Below are 25,805 nucleotides of genomic sequence, written 5' to 3' on the forward strand. Positions count from 1 at the left end.
ACTATCGGCCACGCCCGGCCCTTGACAGGCTCGGCCGCATGGCCGTAGACGCGCGAGAAGCCCCGGTGACTGCCTCCCCGACCGCCGCGCCCCCCGCCGGGCCGCCACGTCGGCTGCGCCTCGGCTACGCGGCGGGTTCGCTGGTCACCGGCATGTTCACCACCCTGCCGGGGCTGCTGTTGCTGCCCTACCTCACCGACACGCTCGGCGTGGGCGCGGCGCTCGCGGGTACGGTCGTCCTGCTGCCCAAGGTGTGGAACGCGCTGCTCGGCCCGTTCGTCGGCAGGGCCAGCGACCGCACGCGCGGCCGGTGGGGCGCCCGCCGCCCGTACGTCCTCTTCGGCGGCCTCGCCGTCGCCCTCACCTTCGCCCTCATGTTCGCCGGACCGGCGCGGGGCGGGGCCGGGGCCTGGTTCACGGCAGCCGGCTTCTTCCTGACGGCCACCGCGTACGCCTTCTTCCAGGTCCCGTACGCGGCGCTGCCCGCCGAGCTCACCACCCAACACGCGGACCGCATCCGCCTTGTGAGCGGCCGGGTCGCGGGCATCGGCGTCGCCGCGCTCGTCGCGGGCGCGGCGGGGCCCGCCCTGGTCGACGCGGGCGGCGGGGGCATCGCCGGCCACCGCTGGGTCGGCGTCTTCGGCGCTCTCGTCGTGACCGCCGGTGCGCTCGGCGTCTTCTTCGGCACGGGCCGGGTGCGGGGCGGGCCGGTGCTGCCCAGCGAGCCGAGCCTGCGACGGCAACTGGCCGTGGCGCGCGGCAACCGGCCCTTCATGGCGCTGCTGCGCTGCGTCGTCGTGCAGTCCCTGGCCACGGGGTGCCTGATGGTGGGCGCGCCGTACTTCAGCGAGCACGTCCTGCACGACAAGGACGCGACGGGCCTGGTCGTGGCGGCCTTCGTCGCCCCCAACCTGCTGACCGTGGGCCTCTGGTCCCGCTTCGGCACCCGCGCGGGCAACCGCGCCGGCTACAACGCGGCCTGCGGCCTCTTCATCGCCGGCTGCCTGCTGCTGCTCCTCGCCCCCGTCCTGCCGACGGCCGCCGTCCTGGCCGTCATGGCCCTGGCGGGCACGGGCCACGCGGGCCAGCTGCTCTTCCTCTACGCCATGCTCCCGGAGTGCACCACCGACGACACGACCCGCACCGGCCGCCGACAGGCGGGCGTCTTCTCGGGCGTCTTCGCAACGGTCGAAACGGTGGGCCTGGCGCTGGGCCCGTTCGCGTACGGCATCGTCCTGCAGACCTTCGGCTACGAGCCGTCGGCGACGGGCCTGGCCGCACACCAGACGTCGACGACGGAACTGGGCGTATTGGTGGGCATGGCCCTGCTACCGGCCTTGGCTACGGGGGCGGCGGTGGGGCTGGTGCGGGGGTACCGGGGGGAGTCGGTGGGCCGAGTCGCCCCGGACGCCGGTGCGTGAATGATAGGAAGCGGGTATCATTGACGCATGCTGTACGGAACGCCACGCCTGGAGCCGGTCGACCTCGACGTCCTGGAACAGGTCGACGCCATGCGGGACCAGCTGCGCCATGCGGTGCAGCAGGCCCCGATGAAGTGGACCCAGGACCTGCGCAAGGCGCTGACGGCGAGTGCTATCGCGGCGTCGAACACGATCGAGGGCTACCGGGTCGATGCGAAGGACGTCGCGGACCTGATGGACGGCGAGCGCGACGTCGAGGCCAGTGACGAGAACAAGGCGGAGACGCTGGCCTATCAGCAGGCCATGACCTACATCCAGTCCCTTCACGACGTTGCCGACTTCTACTACAGCAAGGAACTGCTCAACAGTCTGCACTGGATGCTCCAGGGGCATCACCACCCGATCAAGACAGCCGGTCAGTGGCGCAAGACCTCCATTCGCATCACGGCCCCGGGCGACGAGCTCGCGACCGACTACGAGGGGCCGGACCAGGAGCTGGTCCCCGGCCTCATGGCCGAACTCGTCGCCTGGCTCAACGGGGGCGATCTCGACAGCCACGTCCTGATCCGTGCCGCGATGGCGCATCTGAACCTGGTCAAGATCCACCCGTGGTCCGACGGCAACGGCCGCATGTCCCGCTCGCTCCAGACCCTTCTCATCGCCCGCGGCGGCGTCCTCGCCCCCGAGTTCTCCTCGATCGAGGAATGGCTGGGGATGCCGGGCAACACCTGGGAGTACTACAAAGTGCTCCGCGAGGTCGGCGGGCCGGTGTGGTCACCCGAGCGCGACACCCTGCCCTGGATCAAGTTCAATCTCCTCGCCTATCACCAGCAGGCCCAGCGGGTGCAGCGCCGGGTCGACCGGTCCAACGAGTGCTGGATGCAGCTGATGGAGGCGGCCGAGGCGGGTGGGATCACGGAGCGGCAGGTGACCGCCTTGCACGAGGTGGCGATGACGGGCCGCGTCCGCCGCTCCCGCTACGAGAAGGCCGAGGCCATCAATACGCAGCAGGCGACGCGGGACATGCAGGCCCTGACCAGGTCCGGGCTGCTGACCGCGGTGGGGCAGACCAAGGGCCGCTACTACGTGGCCGGCCCCGCGTTCCCACAGAACGTACTGGCCACGGCACAGCGGCCGCACACCATCACCAACCCGTACTCGGCGTAGCGAACTCGCCCGCCAGCGGCGTTCCCTGGAGCGAGTTGGCGGCCGGTTGTCGCTGCGGGCGCCTACCGCAGCCGCACCGGACCGTCGCCGGCCGGGCCCTGCGCGCCCCCGGTCACCCCCGCCACCTCGCCGATCAGCGCCGCCCCCCGCCCGTATCGGTGTGAGCGCAGTGCCGTCAGTGCCGACCCCACCGCCTCCGGGGTCACCACCACGCAGCAGACCCCCGCACACGCTGCATCCAGCACGTCCACGCCCAGGGCCTCCAGTGCCACCTGGGTCTCGTAGCGCACGGGAATCACGCCGTCCACGCGGCCGTCGATCCGGTGCAGTGCCTCCGCCAGGCCCCCGTCCGTCACCGGCAGGACAGCCCGTACCGCATCCGGCGGCACGGCAGTGCGCAGTGCCGACAGCAGGCCCGGCAGCGGGGCGCAGTCGCTGGGCACGTGGTGTTCGTAGCCCAGGCCCGCGCGCAGGGACAGGATGTGGGCCGCGTGGTCGCCGACCGGGCCCGTCAGCAGGATGCGGTCACCCGGCCGGGCGCCCGGCGGGGGAGGGGCCGCCGCGCCCAGTGCCGTGACGGACAGGGTCAGCCGGTCCAGTTCCCCCGCCCGGACCACCCGCGTGTCGACGGCCGTGACCGTCACGCCCGCCTCCCGCGCGCTGTCCCGTACGGACGCGGCCGTCCGCCGCAGCAACGCCAGCGGCAGGCCCGCCTCCACCACCACCGCGAGCGTCAGCAGGCGCGGCTCGGCGCCCGTCGCCGCCAGGCCGTTGACCGTGTGGCAGACGGCCAGCCGGCCGATGTCGCCGTTGCCGAAGAACGGCGGGTCGACGGTGCAGGAGTCGGTCCGGATCGCCAAGGGACCGGGCAAGGCGGCCGGTTGTGGCGCGTAGGCGTCGGCGAGCACGTCCTCCATCAAGGCCGTGAGCCGCCCCGTCCCGTCGTCGGAGAGCGCGACCTGCTCCGTCCGGTCCACCATGACGACCCCCCATCGCAACGGGCCCGAAGGTCGAACGAGCCCGGTCAACGCTGCAAACGGTAGCCGCGGGCGGGCCTGGCAACTCCCTTGCCGGGGTGCGCATTCAGGGGGCGCTAGGGGGTCGCCAAGGGGGACTCCCGGCCCGGAGCCGTACCTAGTCTCGGGAGACCGGAACCCTAGCGAAGGAGCGGCAATGACGGCGGCAACGACGGACGTCGGCGTCGGCACCCGGGTGGCCGAGGCGCAGCGCCGGGCCGCCCGGCTCGACCCCGGGCTCGGGGTGTTCCTGCGCCGCTTCGACGCGGAGGCGGCCGAAGCCGCCGCGCACCTGGATGAGGGCCCGGCCGAAGGCCTCCTGCACGGCGTGACCCTCGGCATCAAGGACGTCATCGCCACCCGCGAGGCCCCCGCCACCTGCCAGAGCCGGGTGCACGACGCACAGTGGTGGGCCGGCCGTGACGCCACGGCCGTCGCACGGCTGCGGGCCGCCGGAGCCGTGCCGCTGGGTAAGACCACGCTCGCCGAGCACGCCCTGGGCCGCCCCGACCCGGCCCTGCCCTTCCCCGTTCCCCGCAACCCCTGGGACACCGACCGCTTCACCGGCGGATCCAGCAGCGGCAGCGCCTCCGGCGTCGCCGCGGGCCTGTTCGACGTGGGCCTGGGCACCGACACCAACGGCAGCATCCGCATCCCCGCCGCCCTGTGCGGCGTCACCGGCATCAAGCCCACGCACGGCCTCGTCCCCGCCGACGGAGCCCGCCCCCTCGCCCGCACCCTCGACGTCGTCGGCCCCCTCGCCCGTACCGTCCGCGAGGCGGCCGCCGCCCTCGCCGTCATGGCCGACGCCCCCGCCGGCGCCCCCGCCTGGCGCGACGACCTGCGCGGCGTCCGCATCGGCGTGCCCCGCCGCGCCCTGACGGAATCGGGCCAGCTCACCGACGACTGCGGCGCCGCCTTCGAAACGGCCCTGACCGAACTGCGCGCCCTCGGCGCCGAGACCGTCGACTTCGACCTCCCCGAGCTCTACCCGCTCTTTGCCGCCCAGTTCGTCACCCTCCTCGCCGAGGCGTACGAGCTGCACGGCGCCGGACTGCGCGAGCGCTGGGGCGACTACGGGCGCCCCTTCCGCCGCACCGCGGTGCTCGGCGGCCTCGTCGGCGCCCCCGTCTACGTCCACGCCCAGCGCGTACGGGCCTGGGGGGCGGAGAACCTGCGCGCCCGCATGCGCGGCATCGACGCGATCGCCACCCCCACCTGGCCCACCACCGCCCCCCGCTACGACGACGCGGCCGCCCTGCAGCACGTCTCCTGGCTGCCCGGACTGTGGAGCGCCGTCGGCTTCCCCGCCATCGCCCTGCCCATGGGCTTCGGCGGCGACGGACTGCCCCTGTCCCTCCAGCTCGCCGGGGCCCCCGGCACCGACTTCGCGCTCGCCGCCGTCGCCGACGCCTACCAGCGGAGCGACGACCGGCACCTGCGTCGCCCGCCCGAGCCGGACCACGGCGCGACACCCGCCGCCGTCGCCGTGCCGCAGGGCGCGCCCGGCAAGCCCGAAACCGTGCAATGGCTGGCCACGAGCCTGCGGGAACTCGGCCTGAGCATCGACGAATCCGAGATCGTCGAGTTCGCCGGGCAATGGGAACTCACCTCCATGCTCTTCGGATTCCTGCCCGACCTTCCCGCCTGAGGAGAACGATGACCGCCGCCACGGCCGACCCGGCCACCGCCAACAGCCCCTGGATCCGCCGCTACCACAGCGCACTGCCCACCGCCCCGCGCCTGGTGTGCTTCCCGCACGCGGGCGGATCCGCCAGCTTCTACTTCCCCGTCGCCGGAGCCCTGGCACCGGACGTCGACGTACTCGCCGTGCAGTACCCCGGCCGCCAGGACCGGCGCGCCGAGCCGCTCGTCGACAGCGTCCACGCCCTCGCCGACCGCGTCTTCGCGGACCTGCGGCCCTACGCCGAGGACACCGGGCGGCCGCTGGTCTTCTTCGGGCACAGCATGGGCGCCACCGTCGCCTTCGAGGTCGCCCGCCGTATCCAGGCCGCCGGACTGCCCGCCCCCGCCCGGCTCTTCGCCTCCGCCCGCCGCGCCCCCTCCCGCACCCGCCCCGACCAGGTGCACAAGCGCGACGACGACGGCCTGATCGCCGAGCTGCGCAGGCTCAGCGGCACGGACTCCCGGGTGCTGGGCAACGAGGAGATCATGCGGATGGCGCTGCCCGCCATCCGCAACGACTACAAGGCCGTCGAGACCTACCGCGCCGACTCCGGCGTCCGGATCGACAGTCCCGTCACCGTCTTCGTCGGCGACGACGACCCGACCACCAGCCTCGACGAGGCAAAAGCCTGGAACGAGCACACCACGGCCGAATGCGAGCTGCGGATATTCCCCGGTGGCGGCCATTTCTACCTCGCCGACCGGCCCGCCGAGGTCATCGAGGAAATCAAGAACCGCATCACCACCGGATAGGGGTGGAAGGGGGCCCGCTAGGGGTCTGCACACTCTTGCGCCCCCTTTAGCGTGAACGCGGCAAAGCGGCAAAGCGGTAGAAGGGAATGACGGTGAGTCGAATAGCGTGGAAAACGCTGAGCGGTGACGAGGACGGCGGCGACGGCCACGGGCTGACGCTCGCGGTCGATTTCACCACCAGTGGCCGCGGCCAGGCCCAGTTCGCCGACCTGGCCGGCATTCTCGCCCCGCACACGGCGGCCACCGTCTGGGCGTCCGTGCCGCCGCCGGCCGACGCGGACGTTGCCCGCGACGGCGGCGCGTACCTCGACTGGTGGCTCGGCGAGGTCCGCGACAGCGGACGGCACGTGGAGGCCGTGCTCGGCTACTGCGCCGGAGCCGTCCACGCCGCCGCCCTCGCCGAGCGCATCGCCGAATGGCAGCACGACGCCCCCCAGCTCCTCCTCTTCGACCCCGAACTGCCCAACACTGCGGGGCTCTACCACGACTTCCACGCCGCGGGCGACACCCTGGCCGGCCTCCTCACCCCCGAGGAGCTCGCGGAGTTCCACGCCGCCGGGCAGCACCTGGAGGCCCGCTACGGCGACGGCGAACTGCCCGCCGCCGGCGCCGAACTCGCCGCCGTCTTCACCGCGGCCGTCGGCACCGCCGCCGAGCGCCTCGAACTCGACGACGACATCCGCGACGAACTCGCCGGAGCCTTTGACTCCCTGGTCGGCTACCTCACCGCCGCCACCACGCTCGACCCGCTCCCCGCCTGGTCCGCCGCCACCGCCCTCACCACCTCCGCCCCCGCCCACCCCGTCGGCCGCGAGCTCCGCCAGGACACCCCCCACGACGACCTGCTGCGCGACCCGGCCACCGCCCGCGCCCTGGCCGGACTCCTCGACGCGGGCCGCGCAGCACGCACCGCACACGCGGGGAGGCAGTGATGACGCTCGCCACCGAACCCAGCATGGCCACGCCCGTACCGACGGCGTATGCACCCGCGCCGGAGCCGCTCGTACCCGAGCTCTTCGAACAGCAGGTACGCCGCACCCCCGACGCCACCGCCGTCACCGAAGGCGCCACCCGCCTCACCTACACCGAGCTCAACCAGCGCGCCAACCGGCTCGCCCACCACCTCATCGCCGAAGGCATCGGCCCCGAAGACCTCGTCGCCGTCGGCATGCGCCGCAGCGCCGACCTCGTAGTGGCCTTCCTCGCGGTGCTCAAGGCGGGCGCCGCCTACCTGCCCGTCGACCTCGACAACCCGCCCCAGCGGCTGGCGTTCATGATGCGCGACGCCCGCCCCGCCCTCATGGTCACCACCGCGGGCACCCGCTCCGGCGGCACCCCCACCGTCCTCCTCGACGACCCCGAGACCGCCCGCCACCTCGCAGCACGCCCGGCTACGGACCCGGCCGACGCCGACCGCCGCGCACCCCTGCACCCGGACCACCCGGCCTACGTCATCTACACCTCGGGCTCCACCGGCACCCCCAAGGGCGTCGTCGTCCCGCACCGCCCCTTCGCCGCCTACCTCGCCTACGCCCGCGCGACCTACCCCGCGACCGGCGGCAGCGTCCTGCTCCACTCCTCCGTCGCCTTCGACATGACGGTCACCACGCTCCACGCGCCCCTGACCAGCGGCGGCAGCATCAACATCGCCACCCTCGAAGACCCCGGCACCCGCCCCGCCTTCCTCAAGGTCACCCCCTCCCACATGGCGCTCCTCGCCACCCTCCCCGCCGAATCGTCCCCCACGGACGAACTCGTCGTGGGCGGCGAACTGCTGCTCTCCGAGGTCGTGGAGACCTTCCGCAAGGCCAACCCGGGCGTCACGGTCGTCAATGAATACGGGCCCACCGAGGCCACGGTCGGCTGCTGCGTCCACCTCATCCGCCCCGGCGACACCGTCCCCGGCGGAGCCGTCGCCATCGGACACCCGACGCACGCCACCCGCCTGCACGTCCTCGGCCCCGACCTGCGCCCCGTCGCCCCCGGCGAGACCGGCGAGCTCTACATCGCGGGCGGCCAGCTCGCCCGCGGCTACCTCCGCCGCCCCGCCCTCACCGCCGAACGCTTCGTCGCCGACCCCTACGGTCCCCCCGGCTCCCGGATGTACCGCACCGGCGACCGCGTACGGCAGACCCCCGACGGCTCCCTCGAATTCCTCGGCCGCTTCGACGGCCAGGTCAAGATCCGCGGCTACCGCGTCGAACTCGGCGAGATCGAGTCCGCGCTGCTGCGCCACCCGGCCGTCGGCCGCGTCGCCGTCACGGTGCACCGCGAGGGTCCGGACACCCACCTCGTCGCGTACGTCGTGCCGGTCACTCAGGGCGCTGCTCCGGACGAGCGGGCGCTGCGCTCGTACGCCGCCGAGACCTTGCCCGACTACATGGTGCCCAGCGCCTTCCTCGCCCTCGACGACCTCCCACTCAACGCCAACGGCAAGCTGGAGACCAAGGAACTCCCCGCACCCCGCTTCGCCGCCCTCACCGAGTACCACGCCCCCGCGAACGGGGTGCAGTCGCTGCTGTGCGAGCTGTTCGGTCAGTTCTCCGGCACCGAGCGCGTGGGCGTGGACGACGACTTCTTCGCCCTGGGCGGCACCAGCCTCGGCGCGGCCCAGATCGCCAACAAGGCACGCCGCCACGGCGTGCGGTTCAGCCTGCAGGACGTGGTCGACCACCGGACCGTACGGCGGCTCGAAGCGGCCCTGCCCACTTCGTAGCCAAGACAGCCAAGACAGCCAAGATGCGGCCAAGACTCTTCAAGGAGAGGTAACACAATGCAGCTTCTGCAGCTCGCCGGCATGGGATGGATCTCCCGGTCGCTCAGCGTCGCCGCCCGGCTCGGCATCGCCGACCAGCTCGCCGACGGCCCCAAGACCCCCGCCGAACTCGCCGAGCTCACCGACTCCCACCCCGACGGCGTGCTCTACCTGCTGCGCGTCCTCGGCATCGTCGGCGCCTTCAAGGAAAACGAGGACGGCACCTTCGAGCTCACCGACCTCTCCCAGCAGCTGCGCGACGACCACCCGCAGTCGATGCGCTACTGGTGCGTCCTGGGCGGCGAGATGTACTACGACGTCTGGCGCGACCTGCTCACCACCGTCAAGACGGGCAAGCCCGCCTCCCGCTCCGAGTACGGCGGCTCCATCTACGCCTACATGGACAAGGACACCGACGCCGGCGAGGTCTACGACAAGGCCATGGCGGACATCACCCGCCCCGCGGCTGTCGAGCTCGCCCGCGACTTCGACTTCTCCCGCATCCGCAAGGTCATCGACGTCGGCGGCGGCACCGGCCACCTCCTCAAGGGCATCCTCGGCGCCCACTCCGACATCGAGGGCGTCGTCGCCGACCGCGCCGACGTCGCCGAGCGCGGCGCCAAGCAGCTCGCCGAAGAGGGCGACCCGGACATGGGCCGCCGGCTGTCCTTCGCCGAGTCGGACTTCTTCGAGGAGGTGCCGAGCGGCGGCGACGCCTACTTCCTGAAGAACGTGCTCCACAACTGGAGCCCGGAGAGCAGCGTCCGCATCATGCAGACCGTGCGCAAGGCCATGGAGCGCACGGTCGAGGAGTCGGAGGGGCTGGCCCCCGAGCCCGTCCTCTTCGTCATCGAGCCGCTGCTGGGCCACGACAACGCCTCCGCCATCCGCTCGCTCTTCCAGATGGTCGTCTGCGAGGAGGGCACCCGCATCCGCTCCGAGGACGACATGCGCAAGCAGGCGGCCGAGGCCGGATTCGAGGTGCGGTCGATCAAGAACCTGTCCACCGAGCACAGCGTCGTCGAGTGCGTGCTGGCGCGGGACTGACCCCGCCGATCCCGCTACGACCGGCCCAGCTAGCCCAGCGAAAGGAACCCCGCTTCATGTCAACGCCGTCCACGTGGGACGACCGGCTGGAATCCATCCTCCGTCCCTACCTGACCTTCCTCCCCGAAGGCACCCCCTTCACCGCCGACCTCGACCTGCGCGACAACGGCCTGGACTCGCTGGGCATCGTCGACCTGCTCATCGAGCTCGAGAACGCCTACGGCGTGCAGTTCACCGACGACGCCCTCGCCATGGAGACCTTCGAGACGCCGGGCTCGCTGTGGCGCGTCCTGTCCGGCCTCACGGCTCAGGCGGCCGGCACGGCCGCCTGAGGGGGCAACCCAGCTGTACGGGCACGTCGGCCGGCCCCCGGGCCGACGTGCCCTTACGCATGTCCGCACCCCTGGCCGCCTTAGGGGGTCGGCAGGGGTGGTTGGGGAGAGGGAGGCGAAATAGCGTGCTGGAAGCGAATCCAGGTAATTCCTCCAGTTCTTCCTCCCAGTTCTTCCCCATGAGGTGGACCACGTGTCGAACGAGTCGAAAGCAGCGAACGAACAGAAGCTCATCGACTACCTCAAGCGGGCAACCGCAGAACTGAGGGACACCAAGCGGCGCCTCCGCGAGGAGGAGGACAAGCAGCGGGAACCCATTGCCATCGTCGGCATGGCCTGCCGCTACCCCGGCGGTGTCACCACGCCGGAAGAACTCTGGGAACTCCTCGCCGAAGGCCGCGACGCCGTCAGTGAATTCCCGGAAAACCGCGGCTGGGACGTGGAGGGAATCTACGACCCCGACCCGGACGCGGTGGGGAAGACGTATTCCCGCGAAGGCGGATTCCTGCACGACGCCGCCGACTTCGACGCCGAATTCTTCGGCATCAGCCCCCGCGAGGCCCTTGCCACCGACCCCCAGCAGCGGCTGCTGCTGGAAGCCTCGTGGGAGGCCTTGGAGCGCGCGGGCATCGACCCCGCGACGGCCCGCGGCAAGCGGGTGGGCGTCTTCGCGGGCGTCATGTACCACGACTACGGCTCGCGCATCCACGAAGTCCCGGACGACCTGGGCGCGTTCCTGGGCAACGGCAGCGCCGCCAGCGTCGTTTCCGGCCGCGTCTCGTACACGCTGGGCCTGGAGGGCCCGGCGGTCACTGTCGACACGGCGTGCTCGTCGTCGCTGGTCACCGTCCACCTGGCCGCCCAGGCCCTGCGCAACGGCGAGTGCACGCTGGCGCTGGCGGGCGGCGTGACCGTGATGCACACCCCCGAGACGTTCGTGGACTTCAGCCGTCAGCGTGGTCTGTCTGCGGACGGTCGTTGCAAGCCGTTCGCTGAGGCTGCGGACGGTACGGGCTGGGGCGAGGGTGTCGGCGTCCTGGTGCTGGAGAAGCTCAGCGATGCGCAGCGCAACGGTCACCGGGTGCTGGCGGTCGTGCGGGCCAGTGCAGTCAACCAGGACGGTGCGAGCAGCCAGCTGACGGCGCCGAACGGCCCGTCGCAGCAGCGGGTCATCCGGCAGGCGCTCACCGCCGGTGGTCTGTCGGCGGCGGATGTCGACGTCGTGGAGGGGCACGGTACGGGCACGCGGCTGGGTGACCCGATCGAGGCGCAGGCGCTGCTGGCGACGTATGGCCAGGAGCGGACGGATGGCGAGCCGCTGTGGCTGGGTTCGGTGAAGTCCAACCTGGGGCACACGCAGGCCGCGGCCGGTGTCGCGGGAATCATGAAGATGGTGCTGGCGCTGCGGAACGAGCGGATGCCGCGCACGCTGCACGTCGACGCGCCGAGTTCGCATGTGGACTGGGCTGCGGGTGCTGTTGAGCTGCTGACCGAGGGCCGGGAGTGGCCTGCGGGTGAGCGGGTGCGGCGGGCGGGTGTGTCGTCGTTCGGCATCAGTGGGACGAATGCGCATGTGATCGTGGAGGAGGCGCCTGCGGCCGCTGAGGCCGCGGAGACGCCTGTGGTTCCGGTGGTGCCGTGGATGCTGTCGGGCAAGACGCCGGAGGCGCTGGCGGCTCAGGTCGAGCGGCTGCGGGCGTTCGTTGAGGCGGATGCGTCGCTGGATGTTGCTGCGGTGGGTGCTGCGCTGGCGACTTCGCGTTCGGTCTTCGCGCACCGGGCGGCTGTGGTGGGCGCGGACCGTGAGTCGCTGCTGGCCGGGCTTGAGCGGGTTGCCATCCAGGGGGTGGCGGGTACCGGCCGGCTGGCGTTCGTCTTCACGGGTCAGGGCAGCCAGCGGGTTGGTATGGGGCGTGAGCTGTATGAGGCGTTCCCGGTGTTCGCCGAGGCTTTCGACGAGGTGTGCCAGGCGTTCGGTGGTCAGCTCAAGGATGTTGTCTTCGGTGACGGCGATCTGCTGAACACGACCGAGTTCGCTCAGCCCGCACTCTTTGCGGTCGAAGTTGCGCTCTTCAAGCTGATGCAGTCGTGGGGCGTCCGCCCCGACGTCCTCGCCGGGCACTCCATCGGCGAGCTTGCCGCCGCGTATGTGGCCGGTGTCTGGTCGCTGGATGACGCGATCAAGCTGGTCGCGGCGCGTGGCCGTCTGATGCAGCAGCTGCCTGCCGGTGGGGCGATGGCTGCGATCCAGGCGACCGAGGATGAGGTTCGGGCTCAGCTGGTCGACGGTGTCGACATCGCTGCCGTCAACGGGCCGACGTCCGTCGTGGTTTCGGGCGATGAGGCGGCCGTTGAGGCGGTCGCCGCGCACTTCGCCGCCCAGGGCCGCAAGACCAAGCGGCTCACCGTCAGCCACGCCTTCCACTCCGCTCACATGGAGCCCATGCTCGCCGAGTTCGGCGAGATAGCAGCCGAGCTCACCTACTCCGAGCCCCGCATCCCGATCGTCTCCACCCTCACCGGCAAGCCCGCGACGGCGGACGAGCTGTCCGACCCCGCCTACTGGGTCCGGCACGTCCGCGAGGCCGTCCGCTTCGCCGACGCCGTGAAGACGCTGGACGAGCAGGGCGTCACCACGTTCGTCGAGCTCGGCCCCGACGCGGTCCTGACCGCCATGGCCGCCGAGACCACCGACGCCGCCCTCATCCCCACCACCCGCCGCGGCCACGACGAAGCCCGCACCACCGTCGAAGCCCTCACCCGCCTGCACACCCACGGCGTCACCGTCGACTGGGCGGCCTACTTCGGCCGTGTCGCCACCGCCGCTCCTGTCGGCCTTCCCACGTACGCCTTCCAGCGCCAGACCTACTGGCTCGACGCCGACGCCGCCTCCTACCGGTACGACATGGCCGCCGTCGGCCTCGCCGACGCGGGTCACCCGCTGCTCGGCGCGGCGGTGGAACTGCCCGACAGCGACAGCGTGCTGTTCACCGGCCGCCTCTCCCTCGACGCCCACCCCTGGTTGGCCGAGCACGTCGTCTCCGGCGCGGTCGTCGTCCCAGGTGCCGCGCTGGTCGAGATCGTGGTCAGCGCGGGGGACCGGTTCGGCTGCACCACGGTCGAGGAGCTGACGCTCCACGCGCCGCTGGTCGTGCCCGAGGACAAGACCGTCGTCCTGCGCGTGCAGGTCACCGAAGGCCGCAACGCCGTCGTCTACTCGCGCGTCGAGGACACGGACGGCGAGCCGTGGATCCGGCACGCCGAAGGCGTGCTGGGCACGGACGGGGCTGCCGCCTCGGCCGGGTTCGACCTCGCCGCGTGGCCGCCCGCGGGCGCCGAGGCCGTCGAGCTGTCCGGTCTGTACGAGCGGCTGGCCGGCGGCGGGCTGGAGTACGGTCCCGCCTTCCAGGGCCTGCGTGCCGCCTGGCGCGTCGGCGACGAGCTCTACACCGAGGTCGCCCTGCCCGAGGACGTCGAGACCACGGGCTTCGGTCTGCACCCCGCCCTCCTCGACGCCGCCCTGCACGGCATCGCACTGGCCGGAAACGCGAGCGAGGCCGCCGAGCTGCCCTTCGCCTGGAGCGACGTCACCCTGCACGCCACCGGCGCCACCGTGCTCCGTACGCGCATCGCGCCCACCACCGGCGGGCACACCCTGCACCTCGCCGACGCCGACGGCGCCCCGGTCGCCACCATCGGCGCCCTGGCGCTGCGGCCCGTCGCCGAAGGCACCCTGCGACGCTCGTACGACCGGGACCTGTACCGGATCGACTGGACGCCCGTCTCCGCGGCAGAGGGCGTGGACGCGTCGGACGAGCAGACCGTCGTCACCCTCGACGTTCCCCGCCACGCCGAGGCGGCGGAGGCCGTCGCCGCGGTGCTGGAGCAGCTGCACACCCACCTGGCGGCCGACGGTGATGCGCGCCTGCTGGTCGTGACGCACGGCGCTGTCGCCGCGCTGCCGGGCGAGGACGTCACCGATCTCGGCCAGGCGGCGGTGTGGGGGCTCGTACGAGCCGCCCAGGCCGAGCACCCGGGCCGTCTGGTGCTCGCCGACCTCGGGGCGGACGACACCCTTCCGGCCGCCGCGCCCGCGTACGGAGAGGCGGAGCTCGCCGTCCGCGACGGAGCCCTCCTGGCCCCGCGCCTGGTGCGCGTGGCCCCGGCCGAACGACGCGACGTCGCCCTCGACCGCGGCACCGTGCTGATCACCGGTGGCACGGGTGGTCTCGGTGCGCTCACGGCCCGGCACCTGGTTGCCGAGCACGGGGTGCGCAGCCTGCTGCTCACCAGCCGCCGAGGCGCCGAGGCGCCGGGTGCGGCCGAGCTGGCCGCCGAGCTGGAGGCCGCGGGCGCCACCGTGACCGTGGCGGCGTGCGATGTCGCCGACCGCGAGGCGCTGGCCGCTCTGCTGGCCGAGCACCCGGTCACGGCCGTCTTCCACGCGGCCGGTGTCGTCGACGACGCCACCATCAACTCCCTCACCGCCGAGCGCGTGGCGGGCGTCCTGGCTCCCAAGGCGGACGCTGCCCGGCACCTGCACGAGCTGGCCCTGGGCCTGTCCCTCGACGCCTTCGTCCTGTACTCCTCGGCCGCCGGCACCTTCGACGGCTCCGGCCAGGGGGCCTACGCGGCCGCCAACGCCTACCTCGACGCCCTCGCCGCCCACCGCCACGCCTCCGGCCTCCCGGCCGTGTCGCTCGCGTGGGGCCTGTGGGACCCGTCGGTCGGCGGCATGGGCGCCGAGCTGACGTCCGCCGACGTCGACAGGATGGCGCGTACGGGCATCCTGGCCATCGGCCGCGAACAGGGCCTCGCCCTGCTCGACGCCGCACTCGCCGGCGCCCACGCGCACGTACTGCCCGTCGCCTTCGACCGGGGCGCGCTGGAGCAGCGGGCCCGGCTCAACTCCCTGCCCTCCGTCCTCGGCGGCCTCACCCGTCCCACCGTGGTCCGCAAGGCGGCCGCGGGTGGGGGAGCGGGCTCCGGGTCCGGGTCGGGCTTCGGCTGGGCGGAGTCCCTGAGCCGGATGGCCACGGCGGAGCGCGAGCGCGCGCTGCTCGACCTCGTCCGGCGCCACGTCGCCGACGTGCTCGGCTTCGCGAACGCCCAGGCGGTCGCGGCGGACAAGCCGTTCAAGGAGTTCGGCTTCGACTCGCTGACGGCGGTCGAGTTCCGCAACAGCCTGGGCGCCGAGGCCGGCCTGCGCCTGCCCGCGACGCTCGTCTTCGACTACCCGACACCGGTCGCGGTGGCCGACTTCCTGCTGACCGAACTGCTGGGCGCGGACGCCCCGGTGGCGACCTCGCCGACGAGCGGCGGCGGAACGGCCGCCGCCACGGACGAGCCGATCGCGATCGTGGGCATGGCGTGCCGGTATCCGGGTGGCGTGATGTCGCCGGAGGGCCTGTGGGAGTTGCTGTCGGCGGGCGAGGACGGGATTTCGGAGTTCCCGTCCGACCGTGGCTGGGATGTGGAGGGTCTGTACGACCCGGACCCGGACGCGGTGGGCAAGACGTATTCGCGGCACGGCGGCTTCCTGGAGCGCGCGGCCGACTTCGACCCCGGCTTCTTCGGCATCAGCCCGCGTGAGGCACTCGCGATGGACCCGCAGCACCGGCTGCTGCTGGAGACCTCGTGGGAGGCCTTCGAGCGGGCCGGCATCGACCCGGCTTCGGTGCGCGGCACCAACGCGGGTGTCTTCGCGGGCGTCATGTACAACGACTACTCGACCGTCCTGGAGCAGTCGGCGCACCGCAACACCGAAGGCTTCATGGGCGTCGGCGGCAGCATCGCCTCCGGCCGTGTGTCGTACGCGCTCGGCCTGGAGGGCCCGGCGGTCACGGTCGACACGGCGTGCTCTTCTTCGCTGGTCGCGGTGCACCTGGCCGCGCAGGCGCTGCGCACGGGTGAGTGCTCGCTGGCGCTGGCGGGTGGTGTGACGGTCATGTCGACGCCGGACACGTTTGTCGACTTCAGCCGTCAGCGTGGTCTGTCTGCGGACGGTCGTTGCAAGCCGTTCGCGGAGGCTGCGGACGGTACGGGCTGGGGCGAGGGCGTCGGCATCCTCGTTCTGGAGCGGCTGAGCGATGCGCAGCGCAATGGGCACCGCGTGCTGGCGGTGGTCCGGGGCAGCGCGGTCAACCAGGACGGTGCCAGCAACGGCCTTACGGCGCCGAACGGTCCTGCACAGCAGCGGGTCATCCGGCAGGCGCTTGGCGCGGGTGGTTTGTCGGCGGCGGATGTCGACGTGGTGGAGGCGCACGGTACGGGTACGCGGCTGGGTGACCCGATCGAGGCGCAGGCGCTGCTGGCGACGTATGGCCAGGAGCGGGTTGACGGTGAGCCGCTGTGGCTGGGGTCGGTGAAGTCCAACCTGGGTCACACGCAGGCTGCGGCCGGTGTCGCGGGGATCATCAAGATGGTGTTGGCGCTGCGGAATGAGCAGTTGCCGATGACGTTGGGTGTGGATGCGCCGAGTTCGCATGTGGACTGGGCTGCGGGTTCCGTTGAGCTGCTGACCGAGGGCCGGGAGTGGCCTGCGGGTGAGCGGGTGCGGCGGGCGGGTGTGTCGTCGTTCGGCATCAGCGGCACGAACGCGCACGTGATTGTGGAAGAGGCGCCTGAGGTCTCTGAGGCCGTGGAGACGCCTGTTGTTCCGGTGGTGCCGTGGGTGCTGTCGGGGAAGACGCCGGAGGCACTGGCGGCTCAGGTTGAGCGGCTGCGGGCGTTCGTCTCGGCGAACCCGGAGCTGGACCCGGCTGCCGTCGGGGCCGCGTTGGTGATGTCACGAACCACCTTCACGCACCGGGCTGCGGTGGTGAGTCGTGACATCAATGAGTTGCTGGCGGGGCTGGAGCAACCCGCGATCCAGGCGGTGGCGAACTCCGGTCAGCTGGCGTTCCTCTTCACCGGGCAGGGCAGCCAGCGGGTTGGTATGGGGCGTGAGCTGTATGAGGCGTTCCCGGTGTTCGCCGAGGCTTTCGACGAGGTGTGCCAGGCGTTCGGTGGTCAGCTCAAGGATGTTGTCTTCGGTGACGGCGATCTGCTGAACACCACCGAGTACGCCCAGCCCGCACTCTTTGCGGTCGAAGTTGCGCTGTTCAAGCTGATGCAGTCGTGGGGCGTGCGCCCCGACGTCCTCGCCGGGCACTCCATCGGCGAGCTTGCCGCCGCGTATGTGGCCGGTGTCTGGTCGCTGGATGACGCGATCAAGCTGGTCGCGGCGCGTGGCCGGCTGATGCAGCAGCTTCCCGCCGGTGGCGCAATGGCCGCGCTCCAGGCGACCGAGGACGAGGTCCGCGCCCAGCTGGTCGTCGGTGTCGACATTGCTGCGGTCAACGGGCCCACCTCCGTGGTGGTTTCCGGCGATGAAGCCGCCGTCGACGCCCTCGCCGCCCACTTCACGGGCCAGGGTCGTAAGACCAAGCGCCTCACCGTCAGCCACGCCTTCCACTCGGCCCACATGGAGCCCATGCTCGCCGAGTTCGGCGAGATCGCAGCCGAGCTGACGTACTCCGCCCCCAGCATCCCGATCGTCTCCACGCTGACGGGCAAGGCGCTCTCGGCGGACGAGCTGTCCGACCCCGCCTACTGGGTCCGGCACGTCCGCGAAGCCGTCCGCTTCGCCGACGCAGTGAAGACGCTGGAGGAGCAGGGCGTCACCGCATTCGTCGAGCTCGGCCCGGATGCGGTGCTGACCGCCATGGCCGCCGAGACCACGGACGGCGTGCTCATCGCGACCACCCGTCGCGGCCACGACGAGGCCCGTACGGCCGTCGAAGCCCTCACCCGCCTGCACACTCACGGCGTCACCGTCGACTGGGCGGCCTACTTCGGCACCACCCCCACCACCCTCGACCTCCCCACCTACCCCTTCCAGCACCAGACCTACTGGCCGCAGAAGGCCGCATCCGCGGGCAATGTGCAGGCTGCCGGTCTTGCCGACGCAGAGCACGCGCTGCTCGGTGCGGCGGTCGAACTGCCCGACAGCGATGGCGTGCTGTTCACCGGCCGACTCTCCCTCTCCACCCACGCCTGGCTGGCCGACCACGCCGTCTCCGGCACCGTCATCCTCCCCGGCGCCGCACTCGTCGAGATTGCCGTGCGCGCCGGTGACCAGGTCGGTTGCGGGTCGCTGGAGGACTTGACGCTTCACGCGCCGCTGGTCCTGGGCGAGCAGGGCGCGCTCGTTCTGCGCGTACAGGTCGGCGACGAGGACCGTAACGGGCGTCGCCAGGTCACCGTCCACTCCCGCCCGGAAGGCGTGGGGCTGCCGTGGGTGCAGAACGCCGAAGGCGTGCTGGCGGCGGACGCGTCGGAGGCAGGTTTCGAGCTGTCGGCGTGGCCGCCCGCAGGGGCGGAAACCGTTGACACCGACGGGCTGTACGAGCAGTTGGCCGCCTCCGGCCTGGAGTACGGGCCGCTGTTCCAGGGTCTGCGCGCCGCCTGGCGCGACGGCGACGCGGTCTACGCCGAGATCGCCCTGCCCGACGGCACCGACACCGACGGCTACGCGCTTCACCCCGCCCTCCTCGACGCCGCCCTGCACTCCATCGCTCTCCTCGACACTGCGGCCGACGGCGGTTCCACCGCCGAACTCCCCTTCTCCTGGAGCGATGCCACCCTCTACGCGACGGGCGCCACTGCCCTGCGCGTCCGCGTCGCCCCCGCCGAATCGGGCTACAGCCTCCAGCTGGCCGACGGCCAGGGCGCGGCTGTGGCCACCGTCGGCACGCTCGTCCTCCGTCCGGTCGCTTCCGGCGACCTCGCCACCACCTCGGCTGCTCTGCACGACTCCCTCTTCCACGTGGAGTGGGTGGCGGTGGAGAGTGTCTCTGCCGGGGACGGCGCTGTGGATGGAGTGGTGTTCGCGGTTCCGGAGGGTCCGGGGGCGCTGGCTGCCACGCTCGCTTACGTGCAGGAGTGGCTGGCGGACGGCTCGGACGGTCGTCTGGTGGCCGTGACGCGGGGTGCGGTGGCCGTGCGGGCCGGCGATGGTGTGGCCGTGCTGGAGCAGGCCGCGGTACGGGGTCTGCTGCGCTCGGCGCAGGCGGAGAACCCCGGCCGGATCGTCCTCCTCGACACCGATGCGGATGATGTCGATACAGCTGCTGCACTGGCGTGCGGCGAACCGGAGCTGGCGCTGCGGGGCGGTGTGTACTTCGCCGCCCGCCTGGCCCGTACGGTTCCTGCCGAGGCCGCCAGTCCGTGGCGTCACGACAGCACTGTGCTGATCACCGGCGGTACGGGCGGTCTGGGCGCGCTCACTGCCCGGCATCTGGTTGCCGAGCACGGTGTGCGCACCCTGCATCTGGTCAGCCGCCGTGGCTCGGACGCACCCGGTGCCGCGGAGCTCCGGGCGGAGCTGGAAGCCGCCGGGGCTGCTGTGACCATCAGCGCCTGCGACATCTCCGACCGGCAGGCCGTGGCCGCCCTCCTCGGCGGCATCCCCGACCTGACCGCCGTCATCCACACCGCCGGTGTCCTCAATGACGCCACCGTCACCGGTCTCACCCCGGCCCATCTGGACTCCGTGTGGGCGCCGAAGGCCGACGCCGCCCGCCACCTGCACGAACTGACCCTCGACCGCTCCCTCGACGCATTCGTCCTCTTCTCTTCCACCGCCGCCACGTTCGACGGCACAGGGCAGGGCAACTACGCAGCCGCCAACGCCTACCTCGACGCCCTCGCCACCCACCGGCGCGCTCTCGGCCTGCCCGCCACCTCCCTCGCCTGGGGACTGTGGGCACCCGAGGCCGGCGGCATGGGCGCCACCCTCACCGACACCGATCTGGACCGCATGGCCCGCGCCGGGGTGCTGGCGATCGGTGCCGAGCAGGGCCTGGCCCTCTTCGACGCCGGGCTGAGCGCCCAGCACGCGCACGTCGTGCCGCTCCGGCTCGACCTGGCGGCCCTCGGCGCCCAGGCCGGCGAAACCCCGGCCCTGCTGCGCGGCCTTGTACGGTCCCGTACGCGCCGCAACGCGCACGCCGCCCTCACGACGGGCGCCGAATCGCTCGCCGACCGGCTGCGCGCCCTGCCCGGCGAGGCGCGCCGCGCCCGTCTGCTCGAACTCACCCGGAAGCACATCGCGGAAGTCCTCGGGTTCGCAGGCCCCCACGAGGTCTCGGTGGACGGGCTCTTCACCGAGCTGGGCTTCGACTCGCTCACCGGCGTGGAGTTCCGCAACCGCCTCGGGGCCGAGGCCGAAATCCGCCTCCCCGCAACGCTGGTCTTCGACTACCCGACGCCCACCGCCGTCGCGGACTTCCTCCTCGCCGAGCTCATCGGCACCGAGGACGACGCACCCGGCACGGCCGCCGTGGCCGTACGCAAGGCGACGGACGACGACCCCATCGCCATCGTCGGCATGGCCTGCCGCTACCCCGGCGGAGTCGACTCGCCCGAAGAACTGTGGGCACTGCTGGCAGCCGGCCGTGACGCGATCAGCGAGCTGCCGACCGACCGCGGCTGGGACGTGGACGGCCTCTACGACCCGGACCCGGAGGCCGTCGGCAAGACGTACTCCCGGCACGGTGGCTTCCTCGGCCAGGCCGCCGACTTCGACCCCGGATTCTTCGGCATCAGCCCCCGCGAGGCCCTCGCCACCGACCCGCAGCACCGTCTGCTGCTGGAGACGTCCTGGGAGGCCTTCGAGCGCGCCGGGATCGACCCCGCGGCCGTACGCGGCAGCGCCACGGGCGTGTTCGCGGGCGTCATGTACAACGACTACGGCATCCGCCTCAACAGCTACCCCGCCGACCTGGAGGGCTACCTCGGCACCGGAAGCTCCGGCAGCGTCGCCTCCGGCCGCGTCTCGTACGCGCTCGGCCTGGAGGGGCCGGCCGTCACGGTCGACACGGCGTGCTCGTCCTCCCTCGTCACTGTGCACATGGCCGCGCAGGCCCTGCGCAACGGCGAGTGCTCGCTGGCACTGGCCGGCGGTGTGACGGTCATGGCGACCCCGGAGACCTTCGTCGGTTTCAGCCGCCAGCGCGGTCTGGCTCCCGACGGCCGTTGCAAGCCGTTCGCGGAGGCCGCGGACGGTACGGGCTGGGGCGAAGGCGCGGGCATGCTGCTGCTGGAGCGGCTGAGCGACGCCCGCCGCAACGGGCACCGCGTACTGGCGGTCGTCCGCGGCAGCGCGATCAACCAGGACGGCGCCAGCAACGGCCTCACCGCCCCCAACGGCCCGTCGCAGCAGCGCGTCATCCGCCAGGCACTCGCCAGCGCCTCGCTGACGGCCGCCGACGTCGACGCGGTCGAGGCGCACGGCACGGGCACGAAGCTCGGCGACCCGATCGAGGCCCAGGCACTGCTCGCCACCTACGGGCAGCAGCGGCCGGGCGGGCGGCCGCTGTGGCTGGGTTCGGTGAAGTCGAACCTCGGGCACACGCAGGCCGCGGCCGGTGTCGCCGGAATCATCAAGATGGTGCTGGCGCTGCACAACGAAGAGCTGCCGCGCACGCTGCACGTGGACGCCCCGAGCACCCACGTGGACTGGTCGGCAGGGGCCGTCGAGCTCCTCACCGAGGCGCAGGCCTGGCCGGCGGGAGAGCGCCCGCGCCGAGCAGGCGTGTCCTCCTTCGGCATCAGCGGCACCAACGCCCACGTGATCGTCGAAGAGGCTCCGGCCGCCGCCGACGCCACGGACGACACGCTGGGCCCTCAGCTCCCGGTGGTGCCGTGGGTCCTGTCGGCGAAGACGCCGGAGGCCCTGCGGGCCCAGGCCATCCGGCTCCGCGACTACGCGCTCGCCAACCCGGCCCTGGACACCACCTGCCTCGCCCACTCGCTGGCCGCGACGCGGGCCGCGTTCCCCCACCGCGCCGGTGTGGTCGCCGCCAAGCGCGCCGACCTGCTGGCGGGCCTGACGGCCCTCGCCGAGGGCGAGCGACTGCCGGGCACGGTGCAGGCGGTGGCGAACAGCGGGCAGTTGGCGTTCCTGTTCACCGGGCAGGGCAGCCAGCGGGTTGGCATGGGCCACGAGTTGTACGAGGCGTTCCCGGTGTTCGCCGAGGCGTTTGACGAGGTGTGTGCAGCCTTTGGTGGTCAGCTCAAGGATGTTGTCTTCTCCGACGGCGATCTGCTGAACACGACCGAGTTTGCTCAGCCGGGTCTGTTCGCCATTGAGGTGGCGCTGTTCAGGCTGATGCAGTCGTGGGGCGTGCGTCCTGACGTGCTGGCCGGTCACTCGATCGGTGAGCTTGCTGCGGCGTATGTGGCGGGTGTGTGGTCGCTGGAGGACGCCGCTCTGCTGGTGGCGGCTCGTGGCCGTCTGATGCAGCAGCTGCCCTCGGGTGGCGCGATGGCCGCGATCCAGGCGACCGAGGCCGAGGTCCGCGCCCAGCTGGTCGACGGTGTCGACATCGCTGCCGTCAACGGGCCGATGTCCGTGGTGGTTTCCGGTGACGAGGCGGCCGTCGACACCCTGGCTGCGCACTTCACCTCTCAGGGCCGCAAGACCAAGCGCCTCACGGTCAGCCACGCATTCCATTCGGCTCACATGGAGCCGATGCTTGCCGAGTTCGGCGGGATCGCAGCCGAGCTGACGTACTCCGAGCCCCGCATCCCGATCGTCTCCACGCTCACGGGCAAGCCTGCGACGGTGGACGAGCTGTCCGACCCCGCCTACTGGGTCCGGCACGTCCGCGAGGCCGTCCGCTTCGCCGATGCCGTGAAGACGCTGGAGGAGCAGGGCGTCACCACGTTCGTCGAGCTCGGCCCCGACGCGGTCCTGACCGCCATGGCCGCCGAGACCACCGACGCCGCACTCATCCCCACCACCCGCCGCAGCCACAACGAGCCCCGAACCACCGTCGAAGCCCTCACCCGCCTGCACACCCACGGCGTCACCGTCGACTGGAACGCCTTCTACAACGGCACCGGCAGCCGAATCGTCGATCTGCCCACGTACGCGTTCCAGCACGAGCACTACTGGCTCGCCGACACGGCCACCGGAAGCGGTGACGCGGCAGGCTTCGGGCAGGCGTCCGCGGAGCATCCGCTCCTGGGCGCCGTGATCGAACTGCCCGACAGCGATGGCGTGGTGTTCACCGGCCGCCTCTCCCTGAGCACCCACCCCTGGCTCGCCGACCACGCCGTCTCCGGCACCGTCATCGTGCCCGGCGCCGCGCTCCTCGACATCGCCATCCGCGCCGCCGACCACGTCGGCAGCGCAGCCGTCGAAGAACTCACGCTCCAGGCACCGCTGGTGCTCGCCGAGCGGGGCGCCGTCGACCTGCGCGTACAGGTCGGCGAGGCCAGTGCGGACGGGCGGCGCACGGTTACCGTGCACTCGCGGGCCGAAGGCGCCGAGGACGAGCTGTGGACGCGGCACGCCGACGGCGTGCTCGCCCCCGAGGCCGACAAGCCCGACTTCGAGCCGGCCGCCTGGCCGCCCGCCGGAGCCGAAGCAGTCGACGTCACCGGGCTGTACGCGGAGCTGTCCGCGCTCGGCCTCGAATACGGACCCGCCTTCCAGGGCCTGCGCGCCGCCTGGCGCGACGGCGAAGCGGTCTACGCCGAGATCGCCCTGCCCGACGGCACCGACACCACCGGCTTCGGCATCCACCCCGCCCTCCTCGACGCCGCCCTGCACTCCATCGCACTCCTGGACGACGCGGACGACGCGGCCGACGGCGGTTCCACCGCCGAACTCCCCTTCTCGTGGGCCGGTGCCTCCCTCCACGCGTCCGGCGCCACCGCCCTGCGCGTCCGGGTCACCCGAGCCGCCGGAAACGGGCCCGTGGCGATCCAACTGGCCGACACCACAGGCGCACCGGTGGCGTCCATCGGATCGCTGACCCTGCGCGCACTCTCCGATGCGGAGACGGCAGGACAGCGGCACGATGCGCTGTTCGGCCTGGACTGGGTGCAGGTCAAGCAGGACGCGACAGCGACCGAGGCGACCGAGGTCTTCCACTGCCCGGCAGGCACGTCCGTAGAGGAGGCCGTGACCGCCACGCTGGAGAAGCTGCATGCGCACCTCGACGGCGATGCGCGCCTTCTGATCGTGACGCACGGCGCTGTCGCCGCGCTGCCGGGCGAGGACGTCACCGATCTCGGCCAGGCGGCGGTGTGGGGGCTCGTACGAGCCGCGCAGGCCGAGCACCCGGGCCGCATCGTGATCCTCGACCGGGACGCGGAGCCCGCCGACGAGGCAACGGCATCGGCACTGCCCACCCTCGACGAGGCCGAACTGGCCCTGCGCGACGGGGAGTACTTCGCCCCCCGCCTGGTCCGGGTCGCCGCAACCCACCGCGAGGAAGCCGCCTTCACCAGCGGCACCGTGCTGATCACCGGCGGTACGGGCGGCCTGGGCGCCCTCACCGCCCGGCACTTGGTCGACCGCCATGGTGTGCGCAGCCTGCTGCTGACCAGCCGCCGAGGCGCCGAGGCGCCGGGTGCGGCCGAGCTGGCCGCCGAGCTGGAGGCCGCGGGCGCGACCGTGACCGTGGCGGCGTGCGATGTCGCCGACCGCGGGGCGCTGGCCGCTCTGCTGGCCGCGCATCCCGTCACGGCCGTCGTGCACGCGGCGGGCGTGGTCGACGACGCCACCATCGCCTCCCTCACCCCGGAGCGGGCGGCGCGGGTCCTCGCGCCGAAGGCCGGGGCCGCGCACCACCTGCACGAGCTGACCGCCGGGACCGCGCTCGACGCGTTCGTCCTCTTCTCCTCCGCCGCCGGTGTGCTCGGCGGCGCGGGCCAGGGTGCGTACGCAGCCGCGAACGCGTCCCTCGACGCCCTCGCCGCCCACCGCCACGCCGCCGGCCTCCCGGCCGTCTCCCTGGCCTGGGGCCTGTGGGCACCCGAGGCGGGCGGCATGGGCGCCGAGCTGAGCGACGCGGACGTGGAGCGCATGGCGCGCTCCGGCGTCCGTCCGCTGGGGGCCGAGGAGGGTCTGGCGCTGCTCGATGCCTCCCTGGCCGGCACCGGGCGGGCGCTGCTGGTGCCCGCCGGGCTCGACGTACGGGCGCTGGTGCGTGCGGGCGGCGGCGAGGTGCCGGGGCTGCTGCGGTCGCTCGTCCGAGGCCCGGTGCGCCGGGCGGCCGCCGCGCACGGCGGCACGGGCGGCGACGCAGGCGGCCTGGCCGCGCGCCTGGCCGCCCTGCCCGCCTCCGAGCGGCTGCGGGCGGTGCTGGAGATCGTCAACAGGCAGGTCGCGGCCGTGCTCGGCTTCACCGAGCAGCACACGGTGTCGTCCGACAAGCCGTTCAAGGAGTTCGGTTTCGACTCGCTGACGGCGGTCGAGTTCCGCAACAGCCTGGGGGCCGAGACCGGCGTCCGCCTTCCGGCGACGCTCGTCTTCGACTACCCGACCCCGCAGGAACTCGCCGCGTTCCTGCTCGACGAAGTGCTTCCGACGGCGGACTCCGGTGACGGAACCGGTGGCGCCGCGTACGAGGAGAGCGTACGAGCATCACTGCTCTCCATCCCGCTGGCCCGTCTCCGTGACTCCGGCCTGCTGGACACGCTGCTTGAACTCGCGGGCCACAAGCCCGGCGACGCCGGGCCCGAGGCGCCGGAGGACGGCGCGGCAGGCGCGAGCGAGTCGATCGACGCAATGGATGCCGAGAGCCTCATCGAGATGGCGCTCGCTGACTCTGACTTTTGATGACGCGGA

General features: G+C 72.5%; 10 protein-coding genes. 9 read left to right on the plus strand and 1 reads right to left on the minus strand.

Annotated features, from left to right (window positions below; translation table 11 throughout):
- Positions 1-65: 65 nt before the first annotated feature.
- Together FHS39_RS06615 and FHS39_RS06620 are read left to right on the plus strand one after the other, a co-directional pair.
- A complete protein-coding gene (locus FHS39_RS06615) occupies positions 66-1,421 on the plus strand; it encodes an MFS transporter (RefSeq protein ID WP_343069400.1) in 1,356 nt (451 codons plus the stop codon).
- Between the two features lie 27 nt (positions 1,422-1,448).
- Entirely contained in the window at positions 1,449-2,588 is a 1,140-nt protein-coding gene (locus FHS39_RS06620; RefSeq protein WP_184347237.1) for a Fic family protein, read from the plus strand.
- 62 nt (positions 2,589-2,650) lie between these two features.
- Here the strand turns inward: FHS39_RS06620 and FHS39_RS06625 are convergent, their stop codons facing one another.
- Positions 2,651-3,568: an AIR synthase related protein gene (locus FHS39_RS06625; RefSeq protein ID WP_246469977.1), complete on the minus strand. Its 918-nt coding sequence runs from the start codon at positions 3,566-3,568 to the stop codon at positions 2,651-2,653.
- Between the two features lie 193 nt (positions 3,569-3,761).
- Between FHS39_RS06625 and FHS39_RS06630 the strand changes: the two genes are divergently transcribed.
- The 7 genes from FHS39_RS06630 to FHS39_RS06660 all read left to right on the plus strand — a co-directional run bounded on the left by FHS39_RS06630 (position 3,762) and on the right by FHS39_RS06660 (position 25,796).
- Complete coding sequence (locus FHS39_RS06630) at positions 3,762-5,255, plus strand: amidase (protein ID WP_184347239.1); 1,494 nt, start codon at positions 3,762-3,764, stop codon at positions 5,253-5,255.
- Positions 5,256-5,263: 8 nt separating this feature from the next.
- Entirely contained in the window at positions 5,264-6,043 is a 780-nt protein-coding gene (locus tag FHS39_RS06635) for a thioesterase II family protein (protein WP_045933059.1), read from the plus strand.
- Between the two features lie 92 nt (positions 6,044-6,135).
- Positions 6,136-6,975, plus strand: coding sequence for a hypothetical protein (locus FHS39_RS06640; protein WP_184347242.1), 840 nt, complete (start codon positions 6,136-6,138; stop codon positions 6,973-6,975).
- Positions 6,975-8,759, plus strand: coding sequence for a non-ribosomal peptide synthetase (locus FHS39_RS06645; protein ID WP_184347244.1), 1,785 nt, complete (start codon positions 6,975-6,977; stop codon positions 8,757-8,759). The genes FHS39_RS06640 and FHS39_RS06645 overlap by 1 nt, the downstream gene beginning before the upstream one ends.
- A gap of 57 nt (positions 8,760-8,816) precedes the next feature.
- The gene (locus tag FHS39_RS06650) at positions 8,817-9,845 is read left to right on the plus strand and encodes a methyltransferase (protein WP_184347246.1); all 1,029 of its coding nucleotides are present in this window, start codon (positions 8,817-8,819) and stop codon (positions 9,843-9,845) included.
- 56 nt (positions 9,846-9,901) lie between these two features.
- Positions 9,902-10,177 carry an acyl carrier protein gene (locus FHS39_RS06655; protein WP_184347249.1) on the plus strand — a complete coding sequence of 92 codons (276 nt, stop codon included), beginning with the start codon at positions 9,902-9,904 and terminating at the stop codon, positions 10,175-10,177.
- A 193-nt stretch (positions 10,178-10,370) separates the two neighbouring features.
- Positions 10,371-25,796, plus strand: coding sequence for an SDR family NAD(P)-dependent oxidoreductase (locus FHS39_RS06660; protein WP_184347256.1), 15,426 nt, complete (start codon positions 10,371-10,373; stop codon positions 25,794-25,796).
- Positions 25,797-25,805: the final 9 nt, after the last annotated feature.

This window comes from Streptomyces olivoverticillatus (assembly GCF_014203555.1).
In the GTDB taxonomy this organism is placed as follows: Bacteria; Actinomycetota; Actinomycetes; order Streptomycetales; family Streptomycetaceae; genus Streptomyces; species Streptomyces olivoverticillatus.